Raw genomic sequence first — 23,788 nt, 5'->3', positions numbered from 1 at the left:
TCGTATAACCGGCGCATGACAACGATCGTCTGGTTCCGCCAGGATCTGCGGCTTCATGACAACCCGGCCCTTGCGGCGGCGGTTGCGCGCGGCCGCGTTATTCCGGTTTTCATTCTTGATGACAGCGACAAGACATGGCGACCCGGCGCCGCCAGCCTGTGGTGGCTGCATCACAGCCTCACCGCTCTGCGCGAGCAGTTAGGGGCGCTGTCGTTCTATCGCGGCGATCCGAAGACCATCCTGCCGATGCTCGTGGCCGAAGGCCGAGCAGCCGCCGTGGTCTGGAACCGCTGCTACGATCCGCACGCCATCGCGCGCGATACCGCGATCAAGGAACGCTTGAAGAAAGACGGCGTCACCGCCGAAAGCTTCAACGCCGCGCTGCTCGTCGAGCCATGGGATATCAAGACCGGCGGCGGCGGACCCTACAAGGTGTTCACGCCTTATTGGCGCGCGGCACAGGCACACGGCTTCGCAGCGCCCGTGGCCAAGCCGAAAAACATCGACGCGGACGGACTCGCTTCGAGCGACAAGCTCAGCGACTGGAAGTTGCTGCCAGCCAGGCCCAACTGGGCCGCCGGCTTTGCCGAACAGTGGACACCGGGCGAACACGGCGCGCTGGATCGCTTCGACCACTTCGTCAGCAATGACCTTGCAACATATAGCGCGATGCGCGACCGGCCCGACAAGCTTTCAACCTCACGACTGTCGCCGCACCTGCACTTCGGCGAAATCTCGCCGCGGCAGATTCATGCGCGGCTGGCGGCTTACCAGGAAGACAGGGTGAAAAGCGCGAGCATCGCCAAGTTCATGAGCGAGATCGGCTGGCGGGAATTTGCTCACCACCTGCTCTATCATTTTCCCACACTGCCGGACGCGAACTGGCGTCCGGCCTTCGATGCCTATCCCTGGCGCAGCAACACGACAGACCTGAATGCGTGGCAGCGCGGCGCGACCGGCTATCCGCTGGTCGATGCCGGCATGCGCGAGCTATGGACCACCGGCTTCATGCACAACCGCGTGCGCATGATCGCGGCGAGCTTCCTGATCAAGCATCTGCGACTCGACTGGCGGCTCGGCGAACAGTGGTTCTGGGACACATTGGTCGATGCTGACCTCGCCAACAACGCGGCCGGCTGGCAGTGGGTCGCCGGCTCCGGCGCCGATGCCTCGCCCTATTTCCGCATCTTCAATCCAGTGGCCCAGGGCGAGAAGTTCGATCCGGACGGTGGTTATGTGCGGCGCTGGTGCCCGGAGCTATCGAAGCTGCCGGACAAATTTATCCATGCGCCATGGAAGGCCGACGCGGATACGCTAAAAGCCGCGCGGGTCATCCTCGGCGAGACGTATCCGAAGCCCATTGTCGACCATGACGAAGCGCGCAAGGCGGCCTTGGACGGATACAAGAAAGTGCGGAATTCAGGCTAACGCCACATCCACGATCCGCATCTGCACGCGTTCGACGCCCTGCCAGCGATCGACACTGAGATATCCGGCGACATGCATCGCGCGGCCACGGTTGTCGAGCAAAGCGTTGCCGAGCGGCGTGCCGACGCAGCGGAAGCAGATGGCGTTGACGAACTGGCCATCGCCCGACTTGAAGCGCGCGCGGATGTGGTTCTCGCCGACTTTGTCGACATAGGCCAATGTGTGCGACGGCAACGCCAGCACCGGCTCCGGATTGCCGGCGCCATAGGGCCCGGCTGTCGCCAGCATGGCGCAGAGATCGGGATTGACGCCGCCGGCGCTAACCGCGCCGTCGACGAACAGCGCGGTCTCGCGCCGCGCCGCCTCAACCGCCGCCGACAACGTCTCTTCCATAAAGGCGCGGAACGGCCCTAGACCGTCCTTGCGCACAGTGATGCCGGCGGCCATGGCGTGGCCACCGCCCTTCACCAGCAGGCCTTGATGCACCGCCTCACGCACGGCGCGGCCGAGATCAACGCCGGCAATGGAGCGGCCCGAGCCGGTGCCGGTCCCGCCGGGCTCCAGCGAGATCGCAAATGCCGGCCGGCCGAAGCGCTCCTTCAGCCGCGCCGCAACCAGACCGACGACGCCCGGATGCCAGCCGGCCTGCGCCGTGACGACCACTGCGCCCTTCTCTTCCAGCCCGAGCGCGGCCAGCGCCTCGGCCTCGGCCTGCTCCACCGCCGCCACCTCGATGGTGCGACGCTCGTGATTGAGCCGGTCGAGTTCGACGGCGATGCGCGCCGCTTCGGTGGCGTCGTCTTCCAGCATCAAGCGCACACCGAGATCAGCGCGGCCAATGCGGCCGCCGGCATTGATGCGCGGGCCCAGCAGGAAACCGAGATGAAACGCCTCCGGCGGGCCATTCAGACGCGCAGCGTCCATCAACGCGGTGAGCCCCACCTGCTCGCGGCGGCGCATGGCAATGAGCCCCTTGGCGACGAAGGCGCGGTTGAGCCCCTTGAGCGGCACGACATCGGCGACGGTGCCGAGCGCAACCAGATCGAGCATCGACAGCAGATCGGGCGCCTTGCGTGCGTCGAAATAGCCGCGGCGGCGCAGCTCGCGTGTCAGCGCCACCAAAGTCATGAACACAATGCCGCAGGCGGCGAGATAGCCGAGCCCGGAGATGTCGTCGGCGCGGTTGGCGTTCACCACCGCCACCGCGGGGGGCAGCACTTCATCGGCAAGATGGTGATCGAGCACGATGCTTTGCAGGCCGAGCGCCGCAGCTTCCGTGAGCACGACATGGCTCGTGGTGCCGCAATCGACCGTGACCAGCAGAGTCGCACCACGCTCGGCGAAGGAGCGGATGGCGTCCGCGTTCGGGCCGTAGCCTTCGAAAATGCGATCGGGAATGTGGACGATCGGATCGAGCCCGCATTGCCGGAGATAACGCGCCAGCAAAGCCGACGAGGTCGCACCGTCGACGTCGTAGTCGCCAAAGATCGCGACCTTCTCACCGCGCTGAACGGCATCCGCAAGCCTCGCCGCCGCCGCATCCATGGCGGTGAGCACCGACGGGTCCGGCATCAGGTTCTTCACCGTCGGATCGAGATAGGCCTCGACCTCATCGACTTCGACATTCCGCCCGGCCAGCACCCGCGCCAGCAATTCCGGCGTGCCGAGGCGCTGCGTGATGGTGGTGGCGCGGGCGAGCCCGCGATCGTCGAGCCGGTCGCGCCAGGCCCGTCCGGTCGCGGATTTCTCCACGCCGAGGAAACAGCGGTCGCGATCGTCGAAGCTGGCGGCAGGCAGGGCCATGCCGGGAATATAGGAGGTTTAAGGAGCCGCTGCACGGCGGCGCGGACGGCCTGTGTATAGCCGGCACCATCATGTCGGGACGCCGCGCAGTGGCGGGCCCGGAATCCATACGCCGCAGCGCTGGGGATGTGGATTTCGGGCTCGCGACCTTACGGTCTCGCCCCGAAATGACAGCGGCGAGGTCTACGACTCAATCCAGATGAAACTTCTCGAGCTGGCGGTGCTCGGCGATAACGCGGCGGACGGTGCCGGTGGTCGAACGCATGACCACGGTCTCTGTCTCGATCACATCCTTGCCGAACACGACACCCTTGAGCATCGCACCAGTGGTGACGCCGGTGGCGGCAAACAGGCAGTCGCCCTTCACCATGTCCTCGATCTCGTATTTCTTCTTGGCATCCTTGATGCCCATCTTCTTGATGCGCTCCTGCAGCGCCTCGGTGTCGATGACCAGACGCGTCTGCATCTGGCCGCCGATGCAGCGCAACGCCGCCGCCGACAGCACGCCTTCGGGGGCGCCGCCCGAGCCGAGATAGATATCGATGCCGGTCTTGGCCTCGGCGCAGTGAATGACGCCGGCAACGTCGCCGTCGGAAATCAGCGACACCGCGGCGCCGATCTTGCGGATCGCCGCGATCTTGTCGGCATGGCGCGGACGGTCGAGCAGGATCGCCGTAATCTCTGACGGCTTCACGCCCTTGGCCTTGGCGAGGTTGATGATGTTCTCTTCAACCGGCGCGTCGAGATCGACGGTGCCCTTGGGATAGCCCGGGCCGATGGCGATCTTGTCCATGTAGCAGTCCGGCGCGTGCAGCAGCGTGCCGCCGTCGGCCATGGCGATAGTGGCGATCGAGCCCGGCATGTTCTTGGCGCACAGCACAGTGCCTTCGAGCGGATCGACGGCGATATCGACCTTCGGGCCCGACTTGTTGCCGACCTTCTCGCCGATGAACAGCATCGGCGCTTCGTCGATCTCGCCCTCGCCGATCACCACGGTGCCGTCGATCGGCAGCTTGTTGAGCTCACGCCGCATAGCGTCCACCGCCGCCTGATCGGAGGCCTTGTCCAGCCCGCGGCCGCGCAGCCGCGCCGCCGACACCGCCGCGCGTTCGGTCACGCGCACGATCTCCAGCGTCAGAATGCGCTCCAGCAGCAGTTCGGGCTGAATGGTAATCGAAGCCATCGGATGGTCCCCTCGTAACTGACTAATTCTTCTCGATGCGGATGACCTGCGGCCGGCCCGAGATCACCTTGTCGCGGCCTACGGCGGCGAGCGCCTTGCGCACTGCATCTTCGGATGTGGCGTAGGTAATAAGAATAACCGGCACCGAGCCGTTTTTCGACTTCGGCACTTCGCCCTTGGGATGACGCTGCACGATAGACTCCAGCGAAATCTCCTGCTCGGCGAGCCTGGTGGCGATGGTCGCCGCCGTACCCGGCTTGTCGCGCGCTTCGAGGCGGATGTAGTAACCGCCTTCGTGGCGCTGCATCGGCGCCTTCTGCACGGCGACAAGCTTACCGGTCGGCCGGCCGAACGGCGGCGCTTTCAGACCCCGCGCCACATCGGCGATGTCGGACAGCACGGCGGAGGCAGTCGCGGCGCCGCCGGCACCGGGACCAACCAGCGTGATCGGGTTGATGCCCTCGGCGTCGATGGTGACGGCGTTGGTGACGCCCATCACCTGCGCGATCGAAGAGTCCTTGCGCACCATGGTCGGATGCACGCGCTGCTCGATGCCCTTGCCCGTGCGCACGGCAACGCCGAGCAGCTTGATGCGGTAGCCAAGCTCGTCGGCGGCCGCGAGATCGGCCGGCGCAATCGAGGAAATGCCCTCGACATAGATGGCACCCTCATCGACCTTGGTGCCGAAGGCGAGGCTCGCAAGCAGCGCCAGCTTCTGGGCGGTGTCGTAGCCTTCGACGTCGAAGGTCGGATCGGCTTCGGCATAACCGAGGCGCTGCGCATCGGCCAGACAGTCGGCATAGGACAAGCCCTCCTGCTCCATCCGGGTGAGGATGTAATTGCAGGTGCCGTTGAGAATGCCGTAGACGCGGTTGATCGAATTGCCGGCAAGCCCCTCGCGCAAGGTCTTGATCACCGGAATGGCGGCGCCGACCGCGGCTTCATAGTTGAGCGCGACGCCGGCCTTTTCGGCCAGCTGCGCCAGCTTGAAGCCGTGCTTGGCCAGCAGCGCCTTGTTGGCGGTGACCACCGACTTGCCGGAGGCGAGCGCGTATTCGACCGCGGTCTTGGCCGGATCGCCCGAGCCGCCCATCAGCTCGACGAAGACGTCGATGCCGTCGAAGCCGGCAAGCTCGACCGGGTCCGAAAACCACTTCATCTTCTTGAGGTCGACGCCGCGGTTCTTATTGCGCGAGCGAGCCGACACCGCGACCACCTCGATGCGGCGGCCGCAGCGCGCGGCGATAGCCTCGCGCTGCTTCCCGATCTGGGCGATCAAGGCAGCCCCCACGGTGCCGAGGCCGGCAACCCCTACTCTCAACGTTTCGACCATGGAATTAGCGCCGGTTCGCCAGCGGCACGACGTTGTGAAGCTGTGTCGGCGCCGTCTCGAGGAATTTCTTGATGTTGCGGGCAGCCTGACGAATGCGCTGTTCGTTCTCGACCAGCGCAATGCGCACATAGCCTTCGCCGCGCTCGCCGAAGCCGGTGCCGGGCGACACGGCGACTTCGGCTTTCTCGACCAGAAGCTTGGCAAACTCGACCGAGCCCATACTGCGGAACGGTTCGGGGATCGGCGACCAGGCGAACATCGACGCGGTCGGCGGCGGCACGTCCCATCCCGCACGCGAGAAGCTGTCGACCATGACGTCGCGGCGTTTGGTGTAGATGGCGCGCATCTCGCGCACGCAATCGTCCGGGCCGTTGAGCGCGGCAGCAGCCGCGACCTGGATCGGCGTGAAGGCGCCGTAATCGAGATAGGACTTCACGCGGCCCAGCGCGGCGATCAGCCGGTCATTGCCGACGGCAAAGCCCATGCGCCAGCCGGCCATCGAGAACGTCTTGGACATCGAGGTGAACTCGACGGCGACATCGATGGCGCCGGGCACCTGCAGCACCGACGGCGGCGGGTCGTTGTCGAAGAAGACCTCGGCGTAAGCCAGATCCGACAGGATGAAGATCTCGTGCTTCTTCGCGAAGGCGACGAGGTCCTTGTAGAAGTCGAGGCTGGCCACGAAGGCGGTCGGGTTAGACGGATAGCAGACGACGATGGCGATCGGCTTCGGAATCGAGTGACGGATCGCACGCTCGACCTGGACGAAGAAATCCGGCGTCGGGTCCGACGACACCGAACGAATGACGCCGCCGGCCATCAGGAAGCCGAACGCGTGAATCGGATAGCTCGGGTCGGGCACGATGATGACGTCGCCCGGCGCCGTGATGGCCTGCGCCATGTTGGCAAAGCCTTCCTTCGAACCCAAGGTGGCGACCACCTGGGTATCGGCATTGAGCTTCACGCCGAAGCGGCGCTCGTAATAGGCGGCCTGGGCCTTGCGCAGGCCGGGAATGCCGCGCGAGGCGGAATAGCGGTCGGTACGCGGCTTGCCGAGCGTCTCTTTGAGCTTGTCGAGAACGTGCTGCGGCGCCGGCAAGTCCGGGTTGCCCATGCCGAGGTCGATGATATCTGCGCCGGCGTTCCGAGCCTTGGCCTTGGCGCGATTCACCTCTTCGAAGACATAGGGCGGCAGGCGGCGGATTCGGTAGAATTCTTCCATCGTTCTCAGACCTTGGCTGGAGCCTGGGCCGCCCTCTCCGGCTGGCCTTGGTAACCCCGGCTGGCTTTTATCACGGGTTCGTTTTTGCGCCAGTGGCCTGCCCGGATTTCGGGCCGGTGGCGTTCTTTTTAGTGGGCTTTTGGTCCGCCGGCGGCGGCGCGTCCGGGTCGGCCGTCACTTTTTCCTGGCGGTCGCGCACGCCCTGAAGCTCCCGTTGCAGCCTGAGTTGCTCGGTGTCATCGAGCGGCTTGGTGCTGCGCGCGGCCGGCGTGTCGTAAACGCCCGGATAGGCATAGGGCTTGTCGGGCCGCGCCGGCGCGCTTTGCGGCAGACCGCCCATCGCATGCGGCAGTTGATCGCCCATACCGCCGGCGGCGCAGCCGGACAGCGCCAGTTGGGCACCCAGCGGTACTGCAATCGCCAGCACCATGGTCGATGGCCGCCACATCCTCACCAAGCACCTCATTACAATCTCAGCATGTCGCTGCATTGCCGAAAGCCGATTGCCAAAAAAACGACGCAGACTCAATGAATTATAGCATAAACGCGCTAACCGGCTAATATGGCGCCAGCAAGGTGTTGGGCGGGTCGCCTAACATTCGGGACGATGGCGCGTGATTTTGCCTAATATCCTGCCTTGCGATGCCTCGCGCACCCGGTCCAAGAGAGCCCCGGGGACGAACAAAGAATGACGATGGAAACGCCCAGTTCCGGGACCCGAGCCGCCTCCGAAAACGAGGCCGGCAATGTCGTGACACTCAAACCGCCTGTGGCCGCCAAACCGGCCGCCGACAAGCGCGGTAACGACAAAGCGCAAACCGCCACATCCGGAAATGGCAAGGCGTCCGCCGAGCAGATGGCGTTCGGCTCCGTCGATGTCGAGGTGTTCTCGCGCAATCTCGCTCGTGCCATCGAGCAAGGTGGCAAGGCGCTGGCCGCCTACATGAAGCCGCGCGAGGAAGGCAAGGTCGAGGACGCCTTCGCCGCCGACATCGCCGACATCGTCAAGACCGTCTCCAAGGTCCTCGAATACTGGCTGTCCGCCCCCGAGCGCACGTTGCAACTGCAGCAGGACATCGGCCGTTCCTATCTGGATCTGTGGGCGAGCGCGATGCATCGCCTCTCGGGCGAAGAATTCACGCCGATCGTCACCGCCGATCCAAAAGACAAGCGCTTCGCCGATCCGGAATGGACGCAGAACCAGTTCTACGACTTCCTCAAGCAACTTTATCTGCTCACGGTGCAGTGGAGCGAAAAGCTGGTGAGCGACGCCGAAGGCGTTGATGAGCTCACGCGGCGCAAGGCCGATTTCTATATCAAGCAGTTCGCCAATGCCCTAGCGCCGTCCAATTTTGTGCTGACCAATCCCGAACTGATGCGCGAGACGCTCGCTTCGAACGCCGAAAACCTTGCCAACGGCCTTCAGATGCTGAGCGAGGACATCGTCGCCGGGCACGGCAATCTCAAGATCCGCCAGACCGATCCCTCCAACTTTGAGGTTGGCCGCAACCTCGCACTCACGCCCGGCAAGGTGATCTATCAGAACGATCTGATGCAGCTCATCCAGTACGAAGCGACGACGGACGAGGTGCTCAAGGTCCCGCTGCTGATCGTGCCGCCCTGGATCAACAAATTTTACATCCTCGACCTGACGCCGGAAAAATCCTTCATCAAATGGTGCGTCGACCGCGGCTTCACGGTGTTCGTGATTTCATGGGTCAATCCCGACGCGCATCTCGCCCAGAAGAGCTTCGAGCAGTACATGAAGGAAGGCCCGCTCGAGGCCATGGACGTGATCGAGAAAATCACCGGCGAGAGCAAGGTCCACACCATCGGCTACTGCGTCGGTGGCACGCTGCTCGCCGTGACTTTGGCCTGGCTCGCAGCCCAGAAACGGGATCGCGTCGTCTCTGCGACGATGTTCGCGGCGCAGGTCGATTTCACCTTCGCCGGCGACCTCAAGATTTTCGTTGATGAAGATCGCATCCGCGCCCTTGAACAGCAGATGCAGGAACAGGGCTATCTCGAAGCCTCGCGCATGGCGAATACGTTCAACATGCTGCGCTCGAACGATCTGGTGTGGCCTTACGTCGTCAACAACTACCTTAAGGGCAAGAAGCCCTACCCGTTCGATCTTCTCTATTGGAATTCGGACGCCACACGCATGCCGGCGGCCAACCACTCTTTCTATCTGCGCAACTGCTATCAAACCAACCGCCTCACCAAAGGCGAGATGGAAATCGCTGGCACCAAACTCAAGCTCAGCGACGTCACGGTGCCGGTCTACAATCTCGCGACGCGCGAGGATCACATCGCCCCGGCCAAATCGGTGCTGTACGGCTCGCAGTTCTTCGGCGGTCCGGTGCGCTACGTGCTCGCCGGCTCGGGCCACATTGCCGGCGTCATCAACCCGCCAGGTCCGAAGATCAAATACCAGTACTGGCTTGGCGGAGCGCCCAAGGGCGATGACGTCGATCAGTGGCTCAAGACCGCGATCGAGCACCCCGGCTCATGGTGGCCGGACTGGATCGACTGGATTGGCCAGCTGAGCGACGAGAAAGTGCCGGCGCGCACGATCGGCGGCGGCCAGTTGGAGCCGATCGAGGACGCGCCGGGCTCTTATGTGAAAGTCCGGGACTGAAGCACGCTTTATGACGCCAGCTTGATCGGCACCTTCAGATAATGCACGCCGTCCACTTCCGCGGGCGGAAACTTGCCGGCGCGGATATTCACCTGGATCGACGGCAGCAGCAGCAAGGGCGCGGCCAAGGTGGCGTCGCGCGCTTCGCGCATCGACACGAAATCCTGCTCGCTCACACCCTCATGCACATGCACGTTGCGGGCTCGTTCCTCGGCGACGGTCGTCTCCCAGGCATAATTGTCGCGGCCCGGCGCCTTGTAGTCATGGCACATAAACAGCCGCGTCTCGGGAGGCAATGACAGCACGCGCTTGATCGAGCGATAAAGATCGCGCGCATTGCCGCCGGGGAAGTCGGCGCGCGCGGTGCCGTAATCCGGCATGAACATGGTGTCGCCGACAAACACGGCATCGCCGATTCTGTAAGACACGCAAGCCGGCGTATGGCCGGGCGTGTGCATGACTTCGCCGCCGAGACCGCCGATCGTAAATGTCTCGCCATCCTTGAACAGGCGGTCGAATTCCGAGCCGTCTCCCGATACGTCAATGGCGTTGAACACCGGACGGAAGATGCGCTGCACGTCGCGGATATGTTCGCCGATCGCGACCGTCGCGCCGGTCTTGAGCTTGATGTAAGGCGCGCCCGAAAGATGGTCGGCATGGGCGTGGGTTTCCAGCACCTGGCCGATTTTAACGCCGAGCTTTTTCGCTTCGGCAAGAATGGCGTCGGCGGACTTGGTGGAACAGTCGCCGGTGCGGAAATCGTAGTCGAGCACGGGATCGATCACCGCGCCGTCCAAGGTGTCGCCGTCCCAGACGAGATAGCTCACGGTATTGGTCGGCTCGTCGAAAAAAGCCCTTATTTTCGGCTTTTTCAGTGTGTTAGCGACCGCTGACATCGCACGTCTCCTTGAATTTTTGCCTCAACGTCCATTCTTGGACTTGACGTATATATTAGCAGACACTAATTTAGCAACATCTAATTTATGGAGACTTCGATGCCTGAAGCCACGGCGATCAAGATCTCGTCCGGCGATAAGAGCATGGCACAGCTTGAACGCAAGGCGGCGGAAGCGGCCGGGCTGTTGAAACTGCTCGCCAATGAGAACCGGCTGCTGATCCTGTGCCGGCTCGCCATCGTCGGCGAGATGTCGGTCGGCGCGCTCGCCGACGCGGTGGATCTGAGCCAGTCGGCGCTGTCGCAGCATCTCGGCAAGATGCGCGACGACGGCCTTCTCGCCACGCGGCGCGATGCCCAGACCATCTACTACCGCATCGCCGACAAGAACGCGGCGCGCCTGCTCGCGCTGCTCAAAGATATCTATTGCCCGTAACACGGGCGCACACAGGGAAAACCGCCATGACTGAACTAAAAACCATATCGCCCACCCGCGCCGCCGAGCTGATGCAGACGGGCGCCGTGCTCGTCGATATTCGCGAAGCCGACGAACACGCCCGCGAGAATATTCCGGGCGCGCGGCACCACGCCTTGAGCCTTCTCGATCGCGATATGCCGGCGCGGCCCGGCGATGACGTGCTCATCTTTCACTGCCGTTCGGGCATGCGGACGAAAACAAATGCCGGAAAGCTCGCCAACGTTGCCGGTGGCTGCGAGGCCTTTATCCTTGAAGGCGGCATCGACGCCTGGAAGAAAGCCGGCCTGCCCGTATCGCTCGACCGCAAGCAGCCGATCGACATGATGCGGCAGGTGCAGATCGGCGCCGGCAGTCTGGCGCTGCTCGGCGCCCTGCTCGGCTTTCTCGTCAATCCGGTTTTCTACGCTCTCTCCGGTTTTGTCGGCGCCGGTCTTCTGGTCGCCGGCGTCACCGGATTCTGCGGCATGGCGCGCGTGCTGGCGCTGATGCCCTGGAACCGGCGGATGCACAGCGCCTGAGCCATCAAAGCCCGCCATGACGACATTGCAGACGATACTCGCCCTCGGCTCGGGAAGCTTGGTTGGCTTCACGCTTGGCCTGATCGGCGGCGGCGGCTCGATCCTCGCCGTGCCGCTGCTGGTCTATGTCGTCGGCGTGCCGTCGCCGCATGTTGCGATCGGCACCAGCGCTATTGCAGTCGCGGCCAGCGCCGCCGCCAATCTTGCCGGCCATGCCCGCGCCCGGACGGTGAAGTGGCCCTGCGCGCTGGTGTTCGCGATGTCCGGCATCGCCGGCGCGGCGATCGGCGCTCAGCTCGGCAAAATGGTGGATGGATCGCGGCTGCTGGCCTTGTTCGGCGGCCTGATGGTCGTGATCGGCGTGTTGATGCTGCGGCCGCGCCGGTCCGGCGACAATCCGGACGTGAAGCTCACCCAGGAAAGCGTCGGTGAGCTTTTGCCCTGGCTGATCGGCGGCGGCCTCGTGGTCGGTGTGCTGTCCGGCTTCTTCGGCATTGGCGGCGGCTTCCTCATTGTTCCCGGCTTGATCGGCGCCACCGCCATGCCGCTCATCAACGCCATCGGATCGTCATTGGTTTCGGTGACGGCCTTCGGCCTGACCACCGCAGCCAGCTATGCCTGGTCCGGCCTCGTCGATTGGCCGCTGGCCTTGCTGTTCATTGCCGGCGGCGCCGTCGGCGGACTTGCGGGCACGCGCCTGGCCCGACATCTGTCCGGCCACAAGAACGCGCTGACCCGTGTCTTTTCCGGCATCGTCATCGTCGTCGGGCTGTATGTGATCGCCCGTTCCATCTTCGGATGATTATCCACCGCGGCTCGATGGCCGACGTCCGTTGGATCGGCTAGTCTCCGAGCCGCCGGCCGGTGCCGGCGTCGGACACGGAGGCTGCGATGTCGCGCGAACTGATGTGGCTCACCTTCACGGTCATCCTGACCGGGGTGCTGTGGATTCCCTATATCCTCGACCGCATCATGGTGCGCGGCCTTTGGGGCACCCTCGCCAACCCGTCGCGCGACGACAAACCGCAAACTCCGTGGGCGCAACGGCTGTATTTCGCGCACACCAACGCCGTCGATAATCTCGTCGTCTTTGCACCGCTGGTGCTGATCCTCGACAATATCGGCTATTCGACGCGCGGCACCGTAATCGCCTGCGCGGTCTATTTCTGGGCGCGGCTGGCGCATGCCATCGTCTATGCGCTCGGTGTGCCGGTGTTGCGCACGTTGACATTCGCCGTCGGATTTGGCGCGCAGGTCGCGCTGGCACTGGCGATCATCGGCAAGCTTTGAATCTTGTCTCGGGCGCCGTGCATCGTGCCGCGAAGCGAAACCATGCACAGCAGAACCGGCACCGCCAAGAACGCTGAATGTTGAACGATCCCGGGTCAGCGCGGCGGTATCAATGCCGCAGCGCGCCCGGCACAAGCGTTTTCAATGCACCGGCCCCGCGCGCTCGATGATGGCGCGCGTATCGACGCCGCGCGGCAGCGTGCCGAAAGCACCGCCACTCTCACCGCTGAGGCGCGAGGCACAGAACGCGTCGGCAACAACGGCCGGCGCATGCTTGATCAGCAGCGCCGCCTGCAAAGCGAGCACCAGATCGCGCACCAGCGCGCGAGCCTGCGCCTCGTCATTGCGCTCGGCGCCGAGCAGCCTTTGCTCGAGCGCGCCAGCAAAAGCCTTGAGCCGCGGCTCGCCCGGCACGCGCAACTCGGTGTGGAGAATCTCCGCCGCATTGGCGGTGCGGCCGAGCGCGCGCAGCACATCGAGGCACATGACATTGCCCGACCCTTCCCAGATCGAGTTGACCGGCGCTTCGCGGTAAAGCCGCGGCATGACGCTTTCCTCGATGTACCCGGAGCCGCCCAGCACCTCCATCGCCTCCAGCGTGACGTTGGGGGTGCGCTTGCAAATCCAGAACTTCGCTGCCGGCGTGACGACGCGGCGGAACACGGTGGCGACGTCGTCATCCTCGTCATAGGCGCGCGCCAGGCGGAAGGTCAGCATGGTCGCCGCCTCGCATTCCAGCGCCAGGTCGGCGAGCACATTGGTCATCAGCGGCTGATCCACCAACTTCTTCTGGAACACGACGCGGTGCCGCGCATGGTGGATCGCCTGCACGACGGCGGCGCGCATCAGCGACGACGAGCCGATCGAACATTCGAGCCGCGTGTGGTTGCCCATCTCGATGATGGTGGGGATGCCGCGCCCCTCCTCACCGATCAGTTGCGCATAGGCGCCCTCGAATTCGACTTCGCTCGAGGCGTTGGACTTGTTGCCGAGCTTGTCCTTGAGGCGGAGGATGCGGATCGCATTGCGTGTCCCGTCCGGCGCAAAGCGCGGCATCAGGAAACAGCTCAGGCCCTTGCCCGATTGCGCCAGCACCAGAAAGCCGTCGCACATCGGCGCCGACATGAACCATTTATGGCCATATAGCCGGAACGAACCGTCGCCCGTCGCCTCGGCGCGCGTGGCGTTGGTGCGCAGATCAGAGCCGCCTTGGTTCTCGGTCATGCCCATGCCGAGCAGCGCGCCGGACTTCTGACCCACGGTCATGAATCGCTTGTCGTAGTCGCGGCTGTAGATTTTCGGCAGCCACACCGCAGCGACGTCCGGCGCGTGCTGCAGCGTCGGCACCGAGCCGTAGGTCATGGCGATCGGGCAATAAACGCCGCTCTCGATCTGGTTGAGCATGTAGGTGCCAGCGGCGCGCGCGACATGCGCGCCGGCTTGCGGCTTGGCCCAGGGGCTGGAGTGCAGCCCGGCGCGCAGCGCGATGGCCATAAGTTCGTGCCAGGCCGGATGAAACTCGACCTCGTCGAGCCGGTGGCCGTAGCGGTCGAGCGTCTTGAGTTGCGGAGGAAACCTGTTGGCATCGAAGCCGAGCTTGATCGTCTCGGGCTTGCCCAATGTCGCGCCGAGCGCCTGCAGGCCGCCTTCGGCCCAGTCCGCCTTCTCGCGCGTCACGCATTCGCGCAGCACCGTGTCGCTGGCGAAGAGATTATAGGGCTCCAGCGGCGGCGGCTGGTTCGCGACCTCGAACATGACCCGGCTCTCCTTCGTCATTCCGGGGCGCGCGAAAGCGCGAACCCGGAATCCAGAAGCGAACGCAGTCAGTGTAGCTGGATTCCGGGTCCCGCCCTAACGGGCGGTCCCGGAATGACAGATCGCTACGGAAACAGCGCGACCTGATCGATGCCCATGGTTTCGGGGTATCCCATGATCAGGTTCATGTTCTGGATCGCCTGACCGGACGCGCCCTTCACCAGGTTGTCGAGCGCGGAGATGATAATCGCCCGGCCTTCGATGCGGTCGGCAGCAACGCCGATCATGGTCATGTTCGAGCCGCGAACATGCCGCGTGTGCGGCGTTTCGCCAAACGGCAGAACATGTACGAAGGGTTCCTTCGCGTAGAACTTCGACAGGATCTCGTGCAGATCCTGCGCGGTGCGGCCGCGCCGGCCCCGCACATAGATGGTCGACAGGATGCCGCGGTTCTGCGGCAGGAGATGCGGCGTGAAGGTCACCGTCACCGGCCGCTCGGCGGCCAGCGAAAACTCCTGATCGAGTTCGGCCATGTGCCGGTGCTTGCCGACGCCATAGGCATTGAAGCCTTCGGACACTTCCGAGAACAGCATCGCCTCCTTGGCGGAACGGCCGGCGCCTGTCATGCCGGATTTGGCGTCGATGACGATCTCGTCGAGGTCGATGGCCTTGGCCTTGATCAGCGGCGTCAGCGGCAGTTGCGCACCGCTGGTGTAGCAGCCGGGATTGGCGACCAACCGCGCCTTGCGGATGTCACGCCGGTGGATTTCGACAAGGCCGTAAACCGCTTCCTTCTGCAGCTCCGGCGCATGATGTTCGTGGCCATACCACTTGGCATAAGCCGCGGTGTCCGACAGCCGGAAGTCGGCCGACAGATCGACCACCTTGGTCTCCGGCGCGGCGGCGAGAAGGTCCTTGAGCACCTTCTGCGTCGTCGCATGCGGCAACGCGCAGAACACGACGTCGAGCGCCAGCGCCTTCCAGTCGAGGCCTTCGATGGCGACCAACGTCGGCAGCTCATAAGGCGAGAACTGCGGGAACACCTCGCGCATCGGCTTGCCGGCCGAACGCTCCGCAGTGAGCAGCACGATCTCGGCGCGCGGGTGGCGCAGCAGCATCCGCACCAGTTCGGAACCGGTATAGCCGGAAGCGCCGAGGACGCCGATCTTTGCCTTTGTCGCCATGATCTTAGACCCTTGAATTCAGATGCCGCATCAAGCGGCCGAGCAGAGTGGTCGTTCCCGTTGACGGGAACATGATAGGTGCTGGGATGACGCGGTCGGGAGACAGGAAAAGGCCGCGGTCAAATCCAGCGGCACAGGGACGTTTTAAGCGCGCAAAAGTCCCCGCGCCGTGCCGGTACGGCGGCGTGGACGTAAATTTCGGGTGCCAATCGTCGTCATGAGCGGCGATATAGGGCGCGCGGCGGAACCGGTCAATCCCGTCAAAAACGAAACCGAAATGCAAAAAGGCCGCCCGGCGGGGCGGCCTTTAGCATCAAAATCGGAAAATGCGTCAGCTTAGCGCGTGGACCTGCACCAGGCGGTAGCCAGTGCCGCTCTTCTCGACGAAGCCGGCCGACGGGAACGGAAAGTGGTAGCCGATGATCGGCATCTTGTCGGCCGAGGCCATGTCGTAGACCTTGCGCCGCGTCGCTTCGGCTGTCTGGGCGTCATTGTCGAACATCAGATGCCAGCCCGGATTCGGCATGAACACGCCCGGATGATTGGTGACATCGCCCTGCACCATCACGCTCTTGTTGCCCGAGGCGATCACGAACGAGGTGTGGCCCGGCGTATGGCCGGGCGTCGCCACCGCGGTAATGCCCGGCGCAACTTCTTTGCCGGCATCGAATGGCGTGGTCTTGAGCCCATCCATGGTCTTTTTCACACCGGCGAAATTGCCTTTGTTCGGGCCGTTCGCCTTGCTCGCATTGCTTTCGTCGGTCCAGAAAGCCTGTTCGACCGACGGCACCATGATCTGCGCATTCGGATAGGCCGGCGAGCCATCGGCATTCTTCAGACCGTTGATGTGATCGCTGTGAAAATGCGAGATCAGCACGATGTCCACGGACTTCGGATCGATGCCGGCCGCCGCCATGCTGTGCCGCGCATTACCAACCGCGCCCTTGGTTGCCGCATTGGCGCCAAGGCCGTTGCCGGTGTCGATGGCGATGGTCTTGCCGCCGACCTTCACGATCAGCGGCGAGAAGGTGATCGTCAGTTGTCCGGCCGGCATGTATTGCGCGGCATAGGCCTTGGCGGTCTCTTCCTTCGACAGGTTGACGATGAAGTTGTCTGGAATCGGAAAGGTGCGCGCGCCGTCGAACACCTGGATGATTTCGGCATCGCCCATCTTGTAGGCGTAGACGCCGGTCAGCGGCGACACGGCGCCACCGGCGGCCTGCGCATTCGCGGCAGCGAGGATGAGCGGCGCGGTGGTGACCGCGGCGGCTGCAGCGGCGCCGCCGGTCATGAGGTTGCGGCGTGAAAGCTCGAGCATCCTGATCTCCATGGAAAACTGTATGGGCGCCGCACGAGGGCGCCGGCTGACAAGCTAACACCACGCCGCCAGCGCTATTCCTGCGCCATACGCCGCACCCCGGTCACGGCCTCGTTACCATGGCCACAGCGACAACAACCGGGAGATGCCGTCGCCTAGTGTCAGCAACACCGCCGCCCAGACGAAAGCCGAGGCGACATTGGCGAACTGGAACGTCCAGAACGGCATTTCGAAAATGCCGGCGATCAGCGGCACCGAGGCGCGCAGCGGGCCAAAGAACCGGCCGATGAAAATGCCCGGCACGCCCCATTTGCGCATGAACCGCTCGCCGCGCGGGATCAGGTCGGGGTGACGCGACAGCGGCCAGATATGCTGCACCCGGTATTCGAGCTTCTGCCCGATCCAGTAGGACAACCAATCGCCCAGCGCCGCGCCCAGCGCAGCCGCGACCCATACCGGCCAGAAGCTGATGCCGCTGCTGCCGATCAACGCGCCGAGCGCCACCAGCGCGCCCCAGGCCGGCAACAGCAATGAGACGAAAGCCAGCGACTCGCCGAAGGCGAGTACGAACATGATTGGCGGCGCCCACGCCGCGTTTTCGCGCGCGAAGGCGACAATCCCTTCAATGATGCTTTGGAAGTCCATTCAGAGGTTCATCTAGCGCGGCCCCCGGGACGCCGCCAGTGCGACACAAGGTTCCCGGCCGCCGCCTTGGTTTAGACCCCAAGGCAGGCCAATGAAGCTTGGCCATGGCATAGTCGCTGACAAACGATTCGCCGAACGCCTATGTGTCCGGCCTGTTTTCCTCATCCGATCCGCGAAGTCCTACAACGAACGTCTTGTAACTATGGCCAAATCCGCAGCAAGCAAGAAATCCGGCAAGCAGAACGACCTGTTCGCGGCCCCTGCCCGTCAGGCCGCCGCCCGCCCCGCGCCGAAGGAATCCGCACGCAAGCCATCCAAGGCGAGCGCCGGCGACGGCGGCTACAGCGCCAAGGACATCGAGGTTCTCGAGGGTCTGGAACCGGTGCGCCGCCGCCCCGGCATGTATATCGGCGGCACCGACGAGAAGGCGTTGCATCACCTGTTCGCCGAAGTCATCGACAACTCGATGGACGAGGCCCTGGCCGGCCATGCCGACTGGATCGAGGTCGAACTCGACACCGACGGCTTCCTCACCGTCAACGACAACGGCCGCGGCATCCCGGTCGATCCGCATCCGAAGTTCAAGAACAAGTCGGCGCTCGAAGTCATCATGTGCACGCTGCACGCCGGCGGCAAATTCGACTCCAACGTCTATGAGACGTCGGGCGGTCTGCACGGCGTCGGCGTCTCGGTCGCCAACGCTTTGTCCGAGCGGCTTGAGGTCGAGGTCGCGCGCGAGCAGCAGCTCTACAAAATGGTGTTCGAGCGCGGCAAGCCGAAGGGCAAACTGGAAAAGCTCGGCCGCGTGCCGAACCGCCGCGGCACCAAGATCCGCTTCAAGCCGGACGCCGACATCTTCGGCAAGAAGGCGGCGTTCGATCCGGCGCGCGTCTTCAAGATGGCGCGCTCCAAGGCCTATCTCTATGGCGGCGTCGAAATCCGCTGGTCCTGCGATCCGTCACTGGTCGAAGGCACCGACATTCCGCCGCAGGCGACTTTCCACTTCGCCAATGGTCTTGCCGACTATCTGCGCGCCAATCTCGAAGGCGCGACCTTCGTGCATCCCGATATTTTCTCCGGTGCGTCGGGCAAGAGCGGCAAGCACGGCTCGGTGGAATGGGCGGTGGCGTGGACCGCCGACGCCGACGGCTTCACCAATTCCTATTGCAACACCATCCCGACGCCGGATGGCGGCACGCATGAGTCAGGTCTGCGCTCTGCCCTGCTCCGCGGCCTGAAAGATCACGCCGCGCGCATCGGCCAGGAAAAACGCGTCGCCCCGGTGACCAGCGAAGACATCATGGTCGGCTCGGGTTCGATGCTGTCGGTCTATATTCGCGAGCCGGAATTCCAGGGCCAGACCAAGGACCGCCTCGCCACCGCCGCGGCGCAGAAGATCGTCGAAGGCGCCATCAAGGATCCGTTCGATCACTGGCTGTCGGGCAACCCGCTGCAGGCCAACAAGCTGCTCGACTTCGTCATCGAGCGCGCCGAGGACCGCCTGCGCCGCCGACAGGAAAAGGATCACGCGCGCAAGACCGCGGTGCGTAAACTGCGCCTGCCCGGCAAGCTCGCCGATTGCTCCAATACCGCCGAGCAAGGCTCCGAACTGTTCATCGTCGAAGGCGACTCGGCCGGCGGCTCGGCCAAGCAGGCGCGCGATCGCCGCACGCAGGCCGTGCTGCCATTGCGCGGCAAGATTCTGAACGTCGCCTCCGCCGGCAAGGACAAGCTGGCGCAAAACCAGCAGCTCGCCGACCTCATTCAGGCGCTCGGCTGCGGCACCGGCACGCATTTCAGCGAGGCCGATCTTCGCTACGAGAAGATCATCATCATGACCGACGCCGACGTCGACGGCGCGCATATCGCTTCGCTCTTGATCACGTTCTTCTACCGGCAGATGCCGAAGCTGATCGATCTCGGCCGGCTTTATCTCGCGGTGCCGCCCCTGTTCCGCCTGCAGCACGGCGGCAAGATCTTCTATGCGCGCAATGACGCCCACAAGGATCACCTGCTCAAGACCGAATTCAACGCCAATGCCAAGGTCGAGGTCTCGCGCTTCAAGGGCCTTGGCGAGATGATGGCGGCGCAGCTCAAAGAAACGACCATGGACCCGAGCAAGCGCACGCTGCTCAAGGTCACCTTGTCCGAAGGCGATGAGAAAGCCACGGCCAGCTCGGTCGAGCGCCTGATGGGCAACAAGGCCGAAGCGCGTTTCGAGTTCATCCAGGAGAAGGCAGAGTTTGCGTCAGAGGAGTTGCTGGACGTTTGATCTCCCGTCATTCCGGGGCGCGCGTGAAACGCGCGAACCCGGAATCCAGACGCAAGCTCCGAATCCGTTTCTGGATTCCGGGTCCGGCCTACGGCCGTCCCGGAATGACGGCCCCTCTCCGTTCGTCCCCGCGAAAGCGGGGACCCAGTGCTGCGTTCAATCGGATACATCGTGAGGAGCGCAGCGAAGCCGAACGCCGAGAAAACTGACGTGCTCCCATTGGGAATTTTCCGCCGGGGCTACCCTTCGCCGGCGCTCCGGATTCCCTAAATTCTGCCAGAGGCTTACGTCGAATGTGACGGCAAGGACCCGGAACCGCCGCCTTGAGAGGGTTTCGGCGACGTTTCTTTCTAACAGAAGGCCGCAGTCGCCTTAGGTCGTAGCTACTTAAGAAGTAGCTCAACAAATCAAACACTTACTTAGCAGGCGGTAGGAATTTCAGAAACCGCCAAGGAAGCAAACCCATACCCTCAGACCAACGTAGCCGAAAATAAATTGCTCAAGAAACGTCCTCGCGTATTTTCGAAGTAACAGCACGCGAGACAGCCATGAAAAACCCCAAGCACGCCATTTTCGTCAGATACGGAAAGTTTGAAGCGCTCATCGTTGGCCCCATAGCCGTCGGCCTAGTGCTCGCCGTCATCACTTCCCTTGTCTCACAGCCGTCGCTGTGGTCGAGATTCTTCGGATACTAAAGACCTGAATTATAGTAACGACTACCTCATGGCCACAAACCATGAGGAATTTTGCAAAACGGTTGATGTCGAAAGATCAAGGCCGTCCGAGAGTGGCGGCAGCAGAATGAGGTAGACACGATGTCGGACACATCTACTCGCCCACTCATGCTAAACGACGGCGATGTCGAACGCTTTCGCAGCCTTTGGGATGCCGGTATCGCCAGCGGCTGCGCCGACGAGGCCGACTTCCCCGCCCTACGCGCCGAAGCGCGCAAACGGCTTGCAGATGAAAAAAGAAGTCCCGACAATTAGGGCCAGTAGCCCGACTTATATTTATGAATCTGCTTGCGCCTGTTATCGAGAGGACGATTGTGACTAAGACTCAAACACCCCCAGCGAACGATCCTCAACAGAAAAAACTTCTCGATATTCTAGTCAACAGCACTTCATTATCACCCAACGATCTCAAATCGCTATTGGGGGCAATGGACAACTTCGATGTAGTCGCCAAAGTTTTCTTGCTCGAAGGCGTTCCGTTTGTTTTTGCCAGCAGCCCGATGAAGTATTTAATATTTAGAGAGCAGGTGGCAGATCGGTTCGAGATCGGCTATCAAGACGTCTGCATCGTTGGAAGCGCCAAGCTCGGATTTAGCCCGTCACCACACAAGTTTGGGCGAACATTCGCAGAGACGTCCGACGTCGATGTCGTTATCATATCAAGCGCCATGTTTGACCGCGGCACGCATGAATTATTTAAACACTTAAATCACGTCGGACCGGCTCTAGATTTCCATAATCACAAACCAGTTAGCGTTGATGCGCGTGACTGGCGTCTCCACAGGGAGGCTGTACGAAATTTCGTCTACGAGAACTTCAACCCTGCACACCTCCCGGAAAACAATGCGCTTCGGAATGAGATTTTCTCTAGCATCTCTTCGACCTCTGCTTTGTTCTTGGCTTTAGAGCCACAAGTATTTGTCTCAAAAATACGCTGTCGGATATTCCGCCATTGGCGCGCAGCCGAGGCTTACTACATCAACACATTACGGCAGCTTAAACGACAACTCGCCGCAGGCGACAAATCTGACCCATCAGCGAGCGGGGTCGATATCGAATTAGATGACGACGATATAGAGGTTCCCGAAAACGCCTAAGACAACGCCGATCGGTATCAAGAAACCATATTGATTACCCACACCTCCTCAACACCGCCGTCTTCGCCCCACTCCGCACCGCGACGCCGTTCTTCACGCGCACGCCATCCTCGCCGCGGTTGAACATGGTGCGCCGCGTATCGGCGCCCTTCGCCTTGCCGATGCGCAGCACCAAAATCTGCGCGTCTTCGCTCTCGGTGCCGGGGCGGAATAACGCGCGCACTTCCACGTCGCGCTTGTCGACGCGGCGCGCGGCAACGACGTGATAGAGATTGGGCGCGAAGTCCGCGCCGACGTCGTGGTGTTCGACGATCAGCCCGGCACCCGGCGCGCTGACATTGACGTGCGGGTTCGCCGGTGACGCCGGTCTGTCGCAATCGACGGCCCAGTTACCCAGCAGATTGAGGTCGCGGAACACCGGCTCGGCGGTGAATTGCGGCGTCGCCAGCGTGTCCGGCTGAGGCACAGGATCGGTCGCAGCGATGGCCGGGACGACGGAAAGCGCGCCCAGCAACGATAATACCGCGAACGATTTTGCGAACAAACGTCGACTCCGGCTGACTCGCCTTGATTGGTCAGCATAGCAACGGCCGGCGCGGCGACAATCTGCGCCAGATCAAAGTCGCAGTTTTTTTGTGCGCTGTGCCGCCGCGCTCAGAACGGCCAGCCGTAGCGCGGTACTTTTTGCAGATAGCCCCGGTAGGGCGCGCCGAACTTCGCCGCGAGATAGCGCTCCTCGCGCAGCACGACGCCGAAATGGATCGCCGGAATGAAGACGACAATGGTCAGAACCAGCATCCAGTCCGATGCCAGCAGGACAGCAAGCCCGGCGAGGATCAGGATCATCCCGACATAGATCGGGTTGCGCACGTAAGCGTAAAGGCCGCCGGCCACCAGCGCGGTAGACGGCTTCCACGGCTCGACATGCGTGCCGGCCGCGCGGAACGCCCGCATGGCGATGACGATCAGCGCCGCGCCACCGCCGATCAGTTCGAGGCCGAGCAGAATGCGCGTGCCCCAGGACAGCAACACGCTCAGCAGGTACGCCGGCAACAGCCAGTCCAGCAGCAGGCCGGCGACGAGCACCGCCAGCGCGATCAGCGGCGGCGGCGCGATGACGCCGGGATTGTCGCGCACGGTGCTCATACGATTTCCTTTGCCATGCTCACGATTGGAGCCATGCGGCCAGCGCCTGGTTGACGGCGTCCGGCTGTTCGAGCGTGGACAGATGCCCGCAGTCCGGCACGATGACAAGCTTCGATCCGGCAATGCCGCCGGCGATCTCGCGCGCCAGCTCCGGCGGCGTCAGTTCATCGCCATCGCCAACCAGCACCAAAGTCGGGCATTTGATCGACGACAACAGCGGACGTGAATCCGGCCGCCCCATGATCGCCCTCTCCTGGCTCACGAAAGCCTCGACCCCGGTCTCGCGCGCCATGGCACGAACGATGCCTTTCAACCGCTCGTCGCCGCCGTGGTTCCGGTGCAGGAACTTCGGCGTCAGCGTGTCGACGATCTCCATCAGCTTGCCGTCTTGCGCCATGCGGATGAATTTCTCGCGGCCGGCCTTGCCCTCCTCGGTGTCGGGCCGCGCCGATGTATCGAGCAGCGCGAGGCGGTCGATACGCTCGGGCGCCAGCCGCATCATGGCGAAGGCGATGTAACCGCCCATCGACAGGCCGGCGAGCGCGAAGCGCGGCGGCGCATTGTCGAGAATGCGCTTGGCGATCGCCGCGACATCGTCGTCACGCCGGTGATCGGCCACCGTCACCGGGCCGTTCGGCCACAACGCTTCGACCTGAGGGGCATACAGCCGGGCGCTGCACAGGAGGCCGGGGACCAGCACGAGGGGGAGCGAAGTTGCCATTTCAGAGCCTCCAGAGGGCAAAAAGCCCGAAAAATCAGCCAAAATTAGCCATACCGCGCTGCGGAAGGATTGACTTTACGGCCGTCCACCCTATGTTCCGGGCAGCCGGTCCGAGCACCCATCAG

General features: G+C 63.2%; 22 protein-coding genes. 9 read left to right on the top strand and 13 right to left on the bottom strand.

Translation table 11 applies throughout. The features are described 5' to 3' along the window. Nucleotides 1-15 precede the first annotated feature (15 nt). Nucleotides 16-1,428 carry a cryptochrome/photolyase family protein gene (locus DXH78_RS14075; protein ID WP_115517624.1) on the top strand — a complete coding sequence of 471 codons (1,413 nt, stop codon included), beginning with the start codon at nucleotides 16-18 and terminating at the stop codon, nucleotides 1,426-1,428. Here the strand turns inward: DXH78_RS14075 and recJ are convergent. The 5 genes from recJ to DXH78_RS14050 all read right to left on the bottom strand — a co-directional run bounded on the left by recJ (nucleotide 1,420) and on the right by DXH78_RS14050 (nucleotide 7,423). Beyond that, nucleotides 1,420-3,231, bottom strand: a complete 1,812-nt coding sequence (recJ, locus tag DXH78_RS14070; RefSeq protein ID WP_115517623.1) for a single-stranded-DNA-specific exonuclease RecJ — start codon at nucleotides 3,229-3,231, stop codon at nucleotides 1,420-1,422. The two genes, DXH78_RS14075 and recJ, sit on opposite strands and share 9 nt — an antisense overlap. A 190-nt stretch (nucleotides 3,232-3,421) precedes the next feature. Then, nucleotides 3,422-4,414: a class II fructose-bisphosphatase gene (glpX, locus tag DXH78_RS14065; RefSeq protein ID WP_115517622.1), complete on the bottom strand. Its 993-nt coding sequence runs from the start codon at nucleotides 4,412-4,414 to the stop codon at nucleotides 3,422-3,424. A gap of 22 nt (nucleotides 4,415-4,436) precedes the next feature. Next, nucleotides 4,437-5,747 carry a homoserine dehydrogenase gene (locus DXH78_RS14060; RefSeq protein WP_115517621.1) on the bottom strand — a complete coding sequence of 437 codons (1,311 nt, stop codon included), beginning with the start codon at nucleotides 5,745-5,747 and terminating at the stop codon, nucleotides 4,437-4,439. Nucleotides 5,748-5,751: 4 nt separating this feature from the next. Next, nucleotides 5,752-6,969, bottom strand: coding sequence for an LL-diaminopimelate aminotransferase (locus DXH78_RS14055; RefSeq protein ID WP_115517620.1), 1,218 nt, complete (start codon nucleotides 6,967-6,969; stop codon nucleotides 5,752-5,754). 70 nt (nucleotides 6,970-7,039) lie between these two features. Then, nucleotides 7,040-7,423, bottom strand: coding sequence for a hypothetical protein (locus tag DXH78_RS14050; RefSeq protein ID WP_147292648.1), 384 nt, complete (start codon nucleotides 7,421-7,423; stop codon nucleotides 7,040-7,042). Between the two features lie 402 nt (nucleotides 7,424-7,825). Between DXH78_RS14050 and DXH78_RS14045 the strand changes: the two genes are divergently transcribed. After that, nucleotides 7,826-9,610 carry a PHA/PHB synthase family protein gene (locus DXH78_RS14045; RefSeq protein ID WP_245416877.1) on the top strand — a complete coding sequence of 595 codons (1,785 nt, stop codon included), beginning with the start codon at nucleotides 7,826-7,828 and terminating at the stop codon, nucleotides 9,608-9,610. A gap of 8 nt (nucleotides 9,611-9,618) precedes the next feature. Here DXH78_RS14045 and DXH78_RS14040 read toward each other — a convergent pair whose 3' ends face one another. Next, a complete protein-coding gene (locus tag DXH78_RS14040) occupies nucleotides 9,619-10,506 on the bottom strand; it encodes an MBL fold metallo-hydrolase (RefSeq protein WP_115517617.1) in 888 nt (295 codons plus the stop codon). A gap of 99 nt (nucleotides 10,507-10,605) precedes the next feature. On the opposite strand from DXH78_RS14040, the gene DXH78_RS14035 reads away from it, so the two are divergent. The 4 genes from DXH78_RS14035 (at nucleotide 10,606) to DXH78_RS14020 (ending at nucleotide 12,791) form a co-directional block, all read left to right on the top strand. Further along, nucleotides 10,606-10,941 (top strand): ArsR/SmtB family transcription factor, encoded by a 336-nt coding sequence (locus DXH78_RS14035; RefSeq protein ID WP_245416823.1) that lies wholly within the window; start codon nucleotides 10,606-10,608, stop codon nucleotides 10,939-10,941. 26 nt (nucleotides 10,942-10,967) lie between these two features. Further along, the gene (locus DXH78_RS14030) at nucleotides 10,968-11,501 is read left to right on the top strand and encodes a rhodanese family protein (RefSeq protein WP_115517616.1); all 534 of its coding nucleotides are present in this window, start codon (nucleotides 10,968-10,970) and stop codon (nucleotides 11,499-11,501) included. Between the two features lie 16 nt (nucleotides 11,502-11,517). Next, a complete protein-coding gene (locus DXH78_RS14025) occupies nucleotides 11,518-12,303 on the top strand; it encodes a sulfite exporter TauE/SafE family protein (protein WP_115517615.1) in 786 nt (261 codons plus the stop codon). 89 nt (nucleotides 12,304-12,392) lie between these two features. Continuing rightward, the gene (locus tag DXH78_RS14020; RefSeq protein WP_115517902.1) at nucleotides 12,393-12,791 is read left to right on the top strand and encodes an MAPEG family protein; all 399 of its coding nucleotides are present in this window, start codon (nucleotides 12,393-12,395) and stop codon (nucleotides 12,789-12,791) included. Nucleotides 12,792-12,932: 141 nt separating this feature from the next. On the opposite strand, the gene DXH78_RS14015 is transcribed toward DXH78_RS14020, so the two are convergent. The 4 genes from DXH78_RS14015 to DXH78_RS14000 all read right to left on the bottom strand — a co-directional run bounded on the left by DXH78_RS14015 (nucleotide 12,933) and on the right by DXH78_RS14000 (nucleotide 17,693). Then, nucleotides 12,933-14,546: an isovaleryl-CoA dehydrogenase gene (locus DXH78_RS14015; RefSeq protein ID WP_245416822.1), complete on the bottom strand. Its 1,614-nt coding sequence runs from the start codon at nucleotides 14,544-14,546 to the stop codon at nucleotides 12,933-12,935. 125 nt (nucleotides 14,547-14,671) lie between these two features. Then, the gene (argC, locus tag DXH78_RS14010; protein WP_115517613.1) at nucleotides 14,672-15,730 is read right to left on the bottom strand and encodes an N-acetyl-gamma-glutamyl-phosphate reductase; all 1,059 of its coding nucleotides are present in this window, start codon (nucleotides 15,728-15,730) and stop codon (nucleotides 14,672-14,674) included. A gap of 331 nt (nucleotides 15,731-16,061) precedes the next feature. Further along, nucleotides 16,062-17,048: an MBL fold metallo-hydrolase gene (locus DXH78_RS14005; RefSeq protein ID WP_115517612.1), complete on the bottom strand. Its 987-nt coding sequence runs from the start codon at nucleotides 17,046-17,048 to the stop codon at nucleotides 16,062-16,064. 114 nt (nucleotides 17,049-17,162) lie between these two features. Further along, nucleotides 17,163-17,693, bottom strand: a complete 531-nt coding sequence (locus tag DXH78_RS14000; protein ID WP_115517611.1) for a DedA family protein — start codon at nucleotides 17,691-17,693, stop codon at nucleotides 17,163-17,165. A gap of 202 nt (nucleotides 17,694-17,895) precedes the next feature. Between DXH78_RS14000 and parE the strand changes: the two genes are divergently transcribed. The 3 genes from parE to DXH78_RS13990 all read left to right on the top strand — a co-directional run bounded on the left by parE (nucleotide 17,896) and on the right by DXH78_RS13990 (nucleotide 21,796). Then, on the top strand, nucleotides 17,896-19,965 hold the full coding sequence (gene parE / locus DXH78_RS13995) for a DNA topoisomerase IV subunit B (protein WP_115517610.1): 2,070 nt from the start codon (nucleotides 17,896-17,898) through the stop codon (nucleotides 19,963-19,965). 815 nt (nucleotides 19,966-20,780) lie between these two features. Further along, on the top strand, nucleotides 20,781-20,954 hold the full coding sequence (locus tag DXH78_RS19930; protein WP_168192816.1) for a hypothetical protein: 174 nt from the start codon (nucleotides 20,781-20,783) through the stop codon (nucleotides 20,952-20,954). A gap of 59 nt (nucleotides 20,955-21,013) precedes the next feature. Then, entirely contained in the window at nucleotides 21,014-21,796 is a 783-nt protein-coding gene (locus DXH78_RS13990; RefSeq protein ID WP_147292647.1) for a hypothetical protein, read from the top strand. A gap of 34 nt (nucleotides 21,797-21,830) precedes the next feature. Here the strand turns inward: DXH78_RS13990 and DXH78_RS13985 are convergent, their stop codons facing one another. From DXH78_RS13985 to DXH78_RS13975, 3 genes are all read right to left on the bottom strand, one after another. Further along, a complete protein-coding gene (locus tag DXH78_RS13985) occupies nucleotides 21,831-22,340 on the bottom strand; it encodes a hypothetical protein (RefSeq protein ID WP_115517608.1) in 510 nt (169 codons plus the stop codon). Nucleotides 22,341-22,450: 110 nt separating this feature from the next. Then, nucleotides 22,451-22,942 carry a methyltransferase family protein gene (locus DXH78_RS13980; protein WP_115517607.1) on the bottom strand — a complete coding sequence of 164 codons (492 nt, stop codon included), beginning with the start codon at nucleotides 22,940-22,942 and terminating at the stop codon, nucleotides 22,451-22,453. A 19-nt stretch (nucleotides 22,943-22,961) separates the two neighbouring features. Next, nucleotides 22,962-23,663, bottom strand: a complete 702-nt coding sequence (locus tag DXH78_RS13975; RefSeq protein WP_115517606.1) for an alpha/beta fold hydrolase — start codon at nucleotides 23,661-23,663, stop codon at nucleotides 22,962-22,964. Between the last annotated feature and the right edge of the window lie 125 nt (nucleotides 23,664-23,788).

It is taken from the genome of Undibacter mobilis (assembly GCF_003367195.1).
In the GTDB taxonomy this organism is placed as follows: domain Bacteria; phylum Pseudomonadota; class Alphaproteobacteria; order Rhizobiales; family Xanthobacteraceae; genus Pseudolabrys; species Pseudolabrys mobilis.
The sequence above is the reverse complement of the archived record's forward strand: the minus strand, read 5'-3'. Positions and strand labels throughout refer to the sequence as shown.

Excerpts from the sequence above, each read along its gene's own strand:
- DXH78_RS14075 (WP_115517624.1), top strand. The coding sequence starts at position 16 with ATGACAACGATCGTCTGGTTCCGCCAGGATCTGCGGCTTCATGACAAC.
- recJ (WP_115517623.1), bottom strand. The coding sequence starts at position 3,231 with ATGGCCCTGCCTGCCGCCAGCTTCGACGATCGCGACCGCTGTTTCCTC.
- glpX (WP_115517622.1), bottom strand. The coding sequence starts at position 4,414 with ATGGCTTCGATTACCATTCAGCCCGAACTGCTGCTGGAGCGCATTCTG.
- DXH78_RS14060 (WP_115517621.1), bottom strand. The coding sequence starts at position 5,747 with ATGGTCGAAACGTTGAGAGTAGGGGTTGCCGGCCTCGGCACCGTGGGG.
- DXH78_RS14055 (WP_115517620.1), bottom strand. The coding sequence starts at position 6,969 with ATGGAAGAATTCTACCGAATCCGCCGCCTGCCGCCCTATGTCTTCGAA.
- DXH78_RS14045 (WP_245416877.1), top strand. The coding sequence starts at position 7,826 with ATGGCGTTCGGCTCCGTCGATGTCGAGGTGTTCTCGCGCAATCTCGCT.
- DXH78_RS14040 (WP_115517617.1), bottom strand. The coding sequence starts at position 10,506 with ATGTCAGCGGTCGCTAACACACTGAAAAAGCCGAAAATAAGGGCTTTT.
- DXH78_RS14035 (WP_245416823.1), top strand. The coding sequence starts at position 10,606 with ATGCCTGAAGCCACGGCGATCAAGATCTCGTCCGGCGATAAGAGCATG.
- DXH78_RS14030 (WP_115517616.1), top strand. The coding sequence starts at position 10,968 with ATGACTGAACTAAAAACCATATCGCCCACCCGCGCCGCCGAGCTGATG.
- DXH78_RS14025 (WP_115517615.1), top strand. The coding sequence starts at position 11,518 with ATGACGACATTGCAGACGATACTCGCCCTCGGCTCGGGAAGCTTGGTT.
- DXH78_RS14020 (WP_115517902.1), top strand. The coding sequence starts at position 12,393 with ATGTCGCGCGAACTGATGTGGCTCACCTTCACGGTCATCCTGACCGGG.
- DXH78_RS14015 (WP_245416822.1), bottom strand. The coding sequence starts at position 14,546 with ATGTTCGAGGTCGCGAACCAGCCGCCGCCGCTGGAGCCCTATAATCTC.
- argC (WP_115517613.1), bottom strand. The coding sequence starts at position 15,730 with ATGGCGACAAAGGCAAAGATCGGCGTCCTCGGCGCTTCCGGCTATACC.
- DXH78_RS14005 (WP_115517612.1), bottom strand. The coding sequence starts at position 17,048 with ATGCTCGAGCTTTCACGCCGCAACCTCATGACCGGCGGCGCCGCTGCA.
- DXH78_RS14000 (WP_115517611.1), bottom strand. The coding sequence starts at position 17,693 with ATGGACTTCCAAAGCATCATTGAAGGGATTGTCGCCTTCGCGCGCGAA.
- parE (WP_115517610.1), top strand. The coding sequence starts at position 17,896 with ATGGCCAAATCCGCAGCAAGCAAGAAATCCGGCAAGCAGAACGACCTG.
- DXH78_RS19930 (WP_168192816.1), top strand. The coding sequence starts at position 20,781 with ATGTCGGACACATCTACTCGCCCACTCATGCTAAACGACGGCGATGTC.
- DXH78_RS13980 (WP_115517607.1), bottom strand. The coding sequence starts at position 22,942 with ATGAGCACCGTGCGCGACAATCCCGGCGTCATCGCGCCGCCGCCGCTG.
- DXH78_RS13975 (WP_115517606.1), bottom strand. The coding sequence starts at position 23,663 with ATGGCAACTTCGCTCCCCCTCGTGCTGGTCCCCGGCCTCCTGTGCAGC.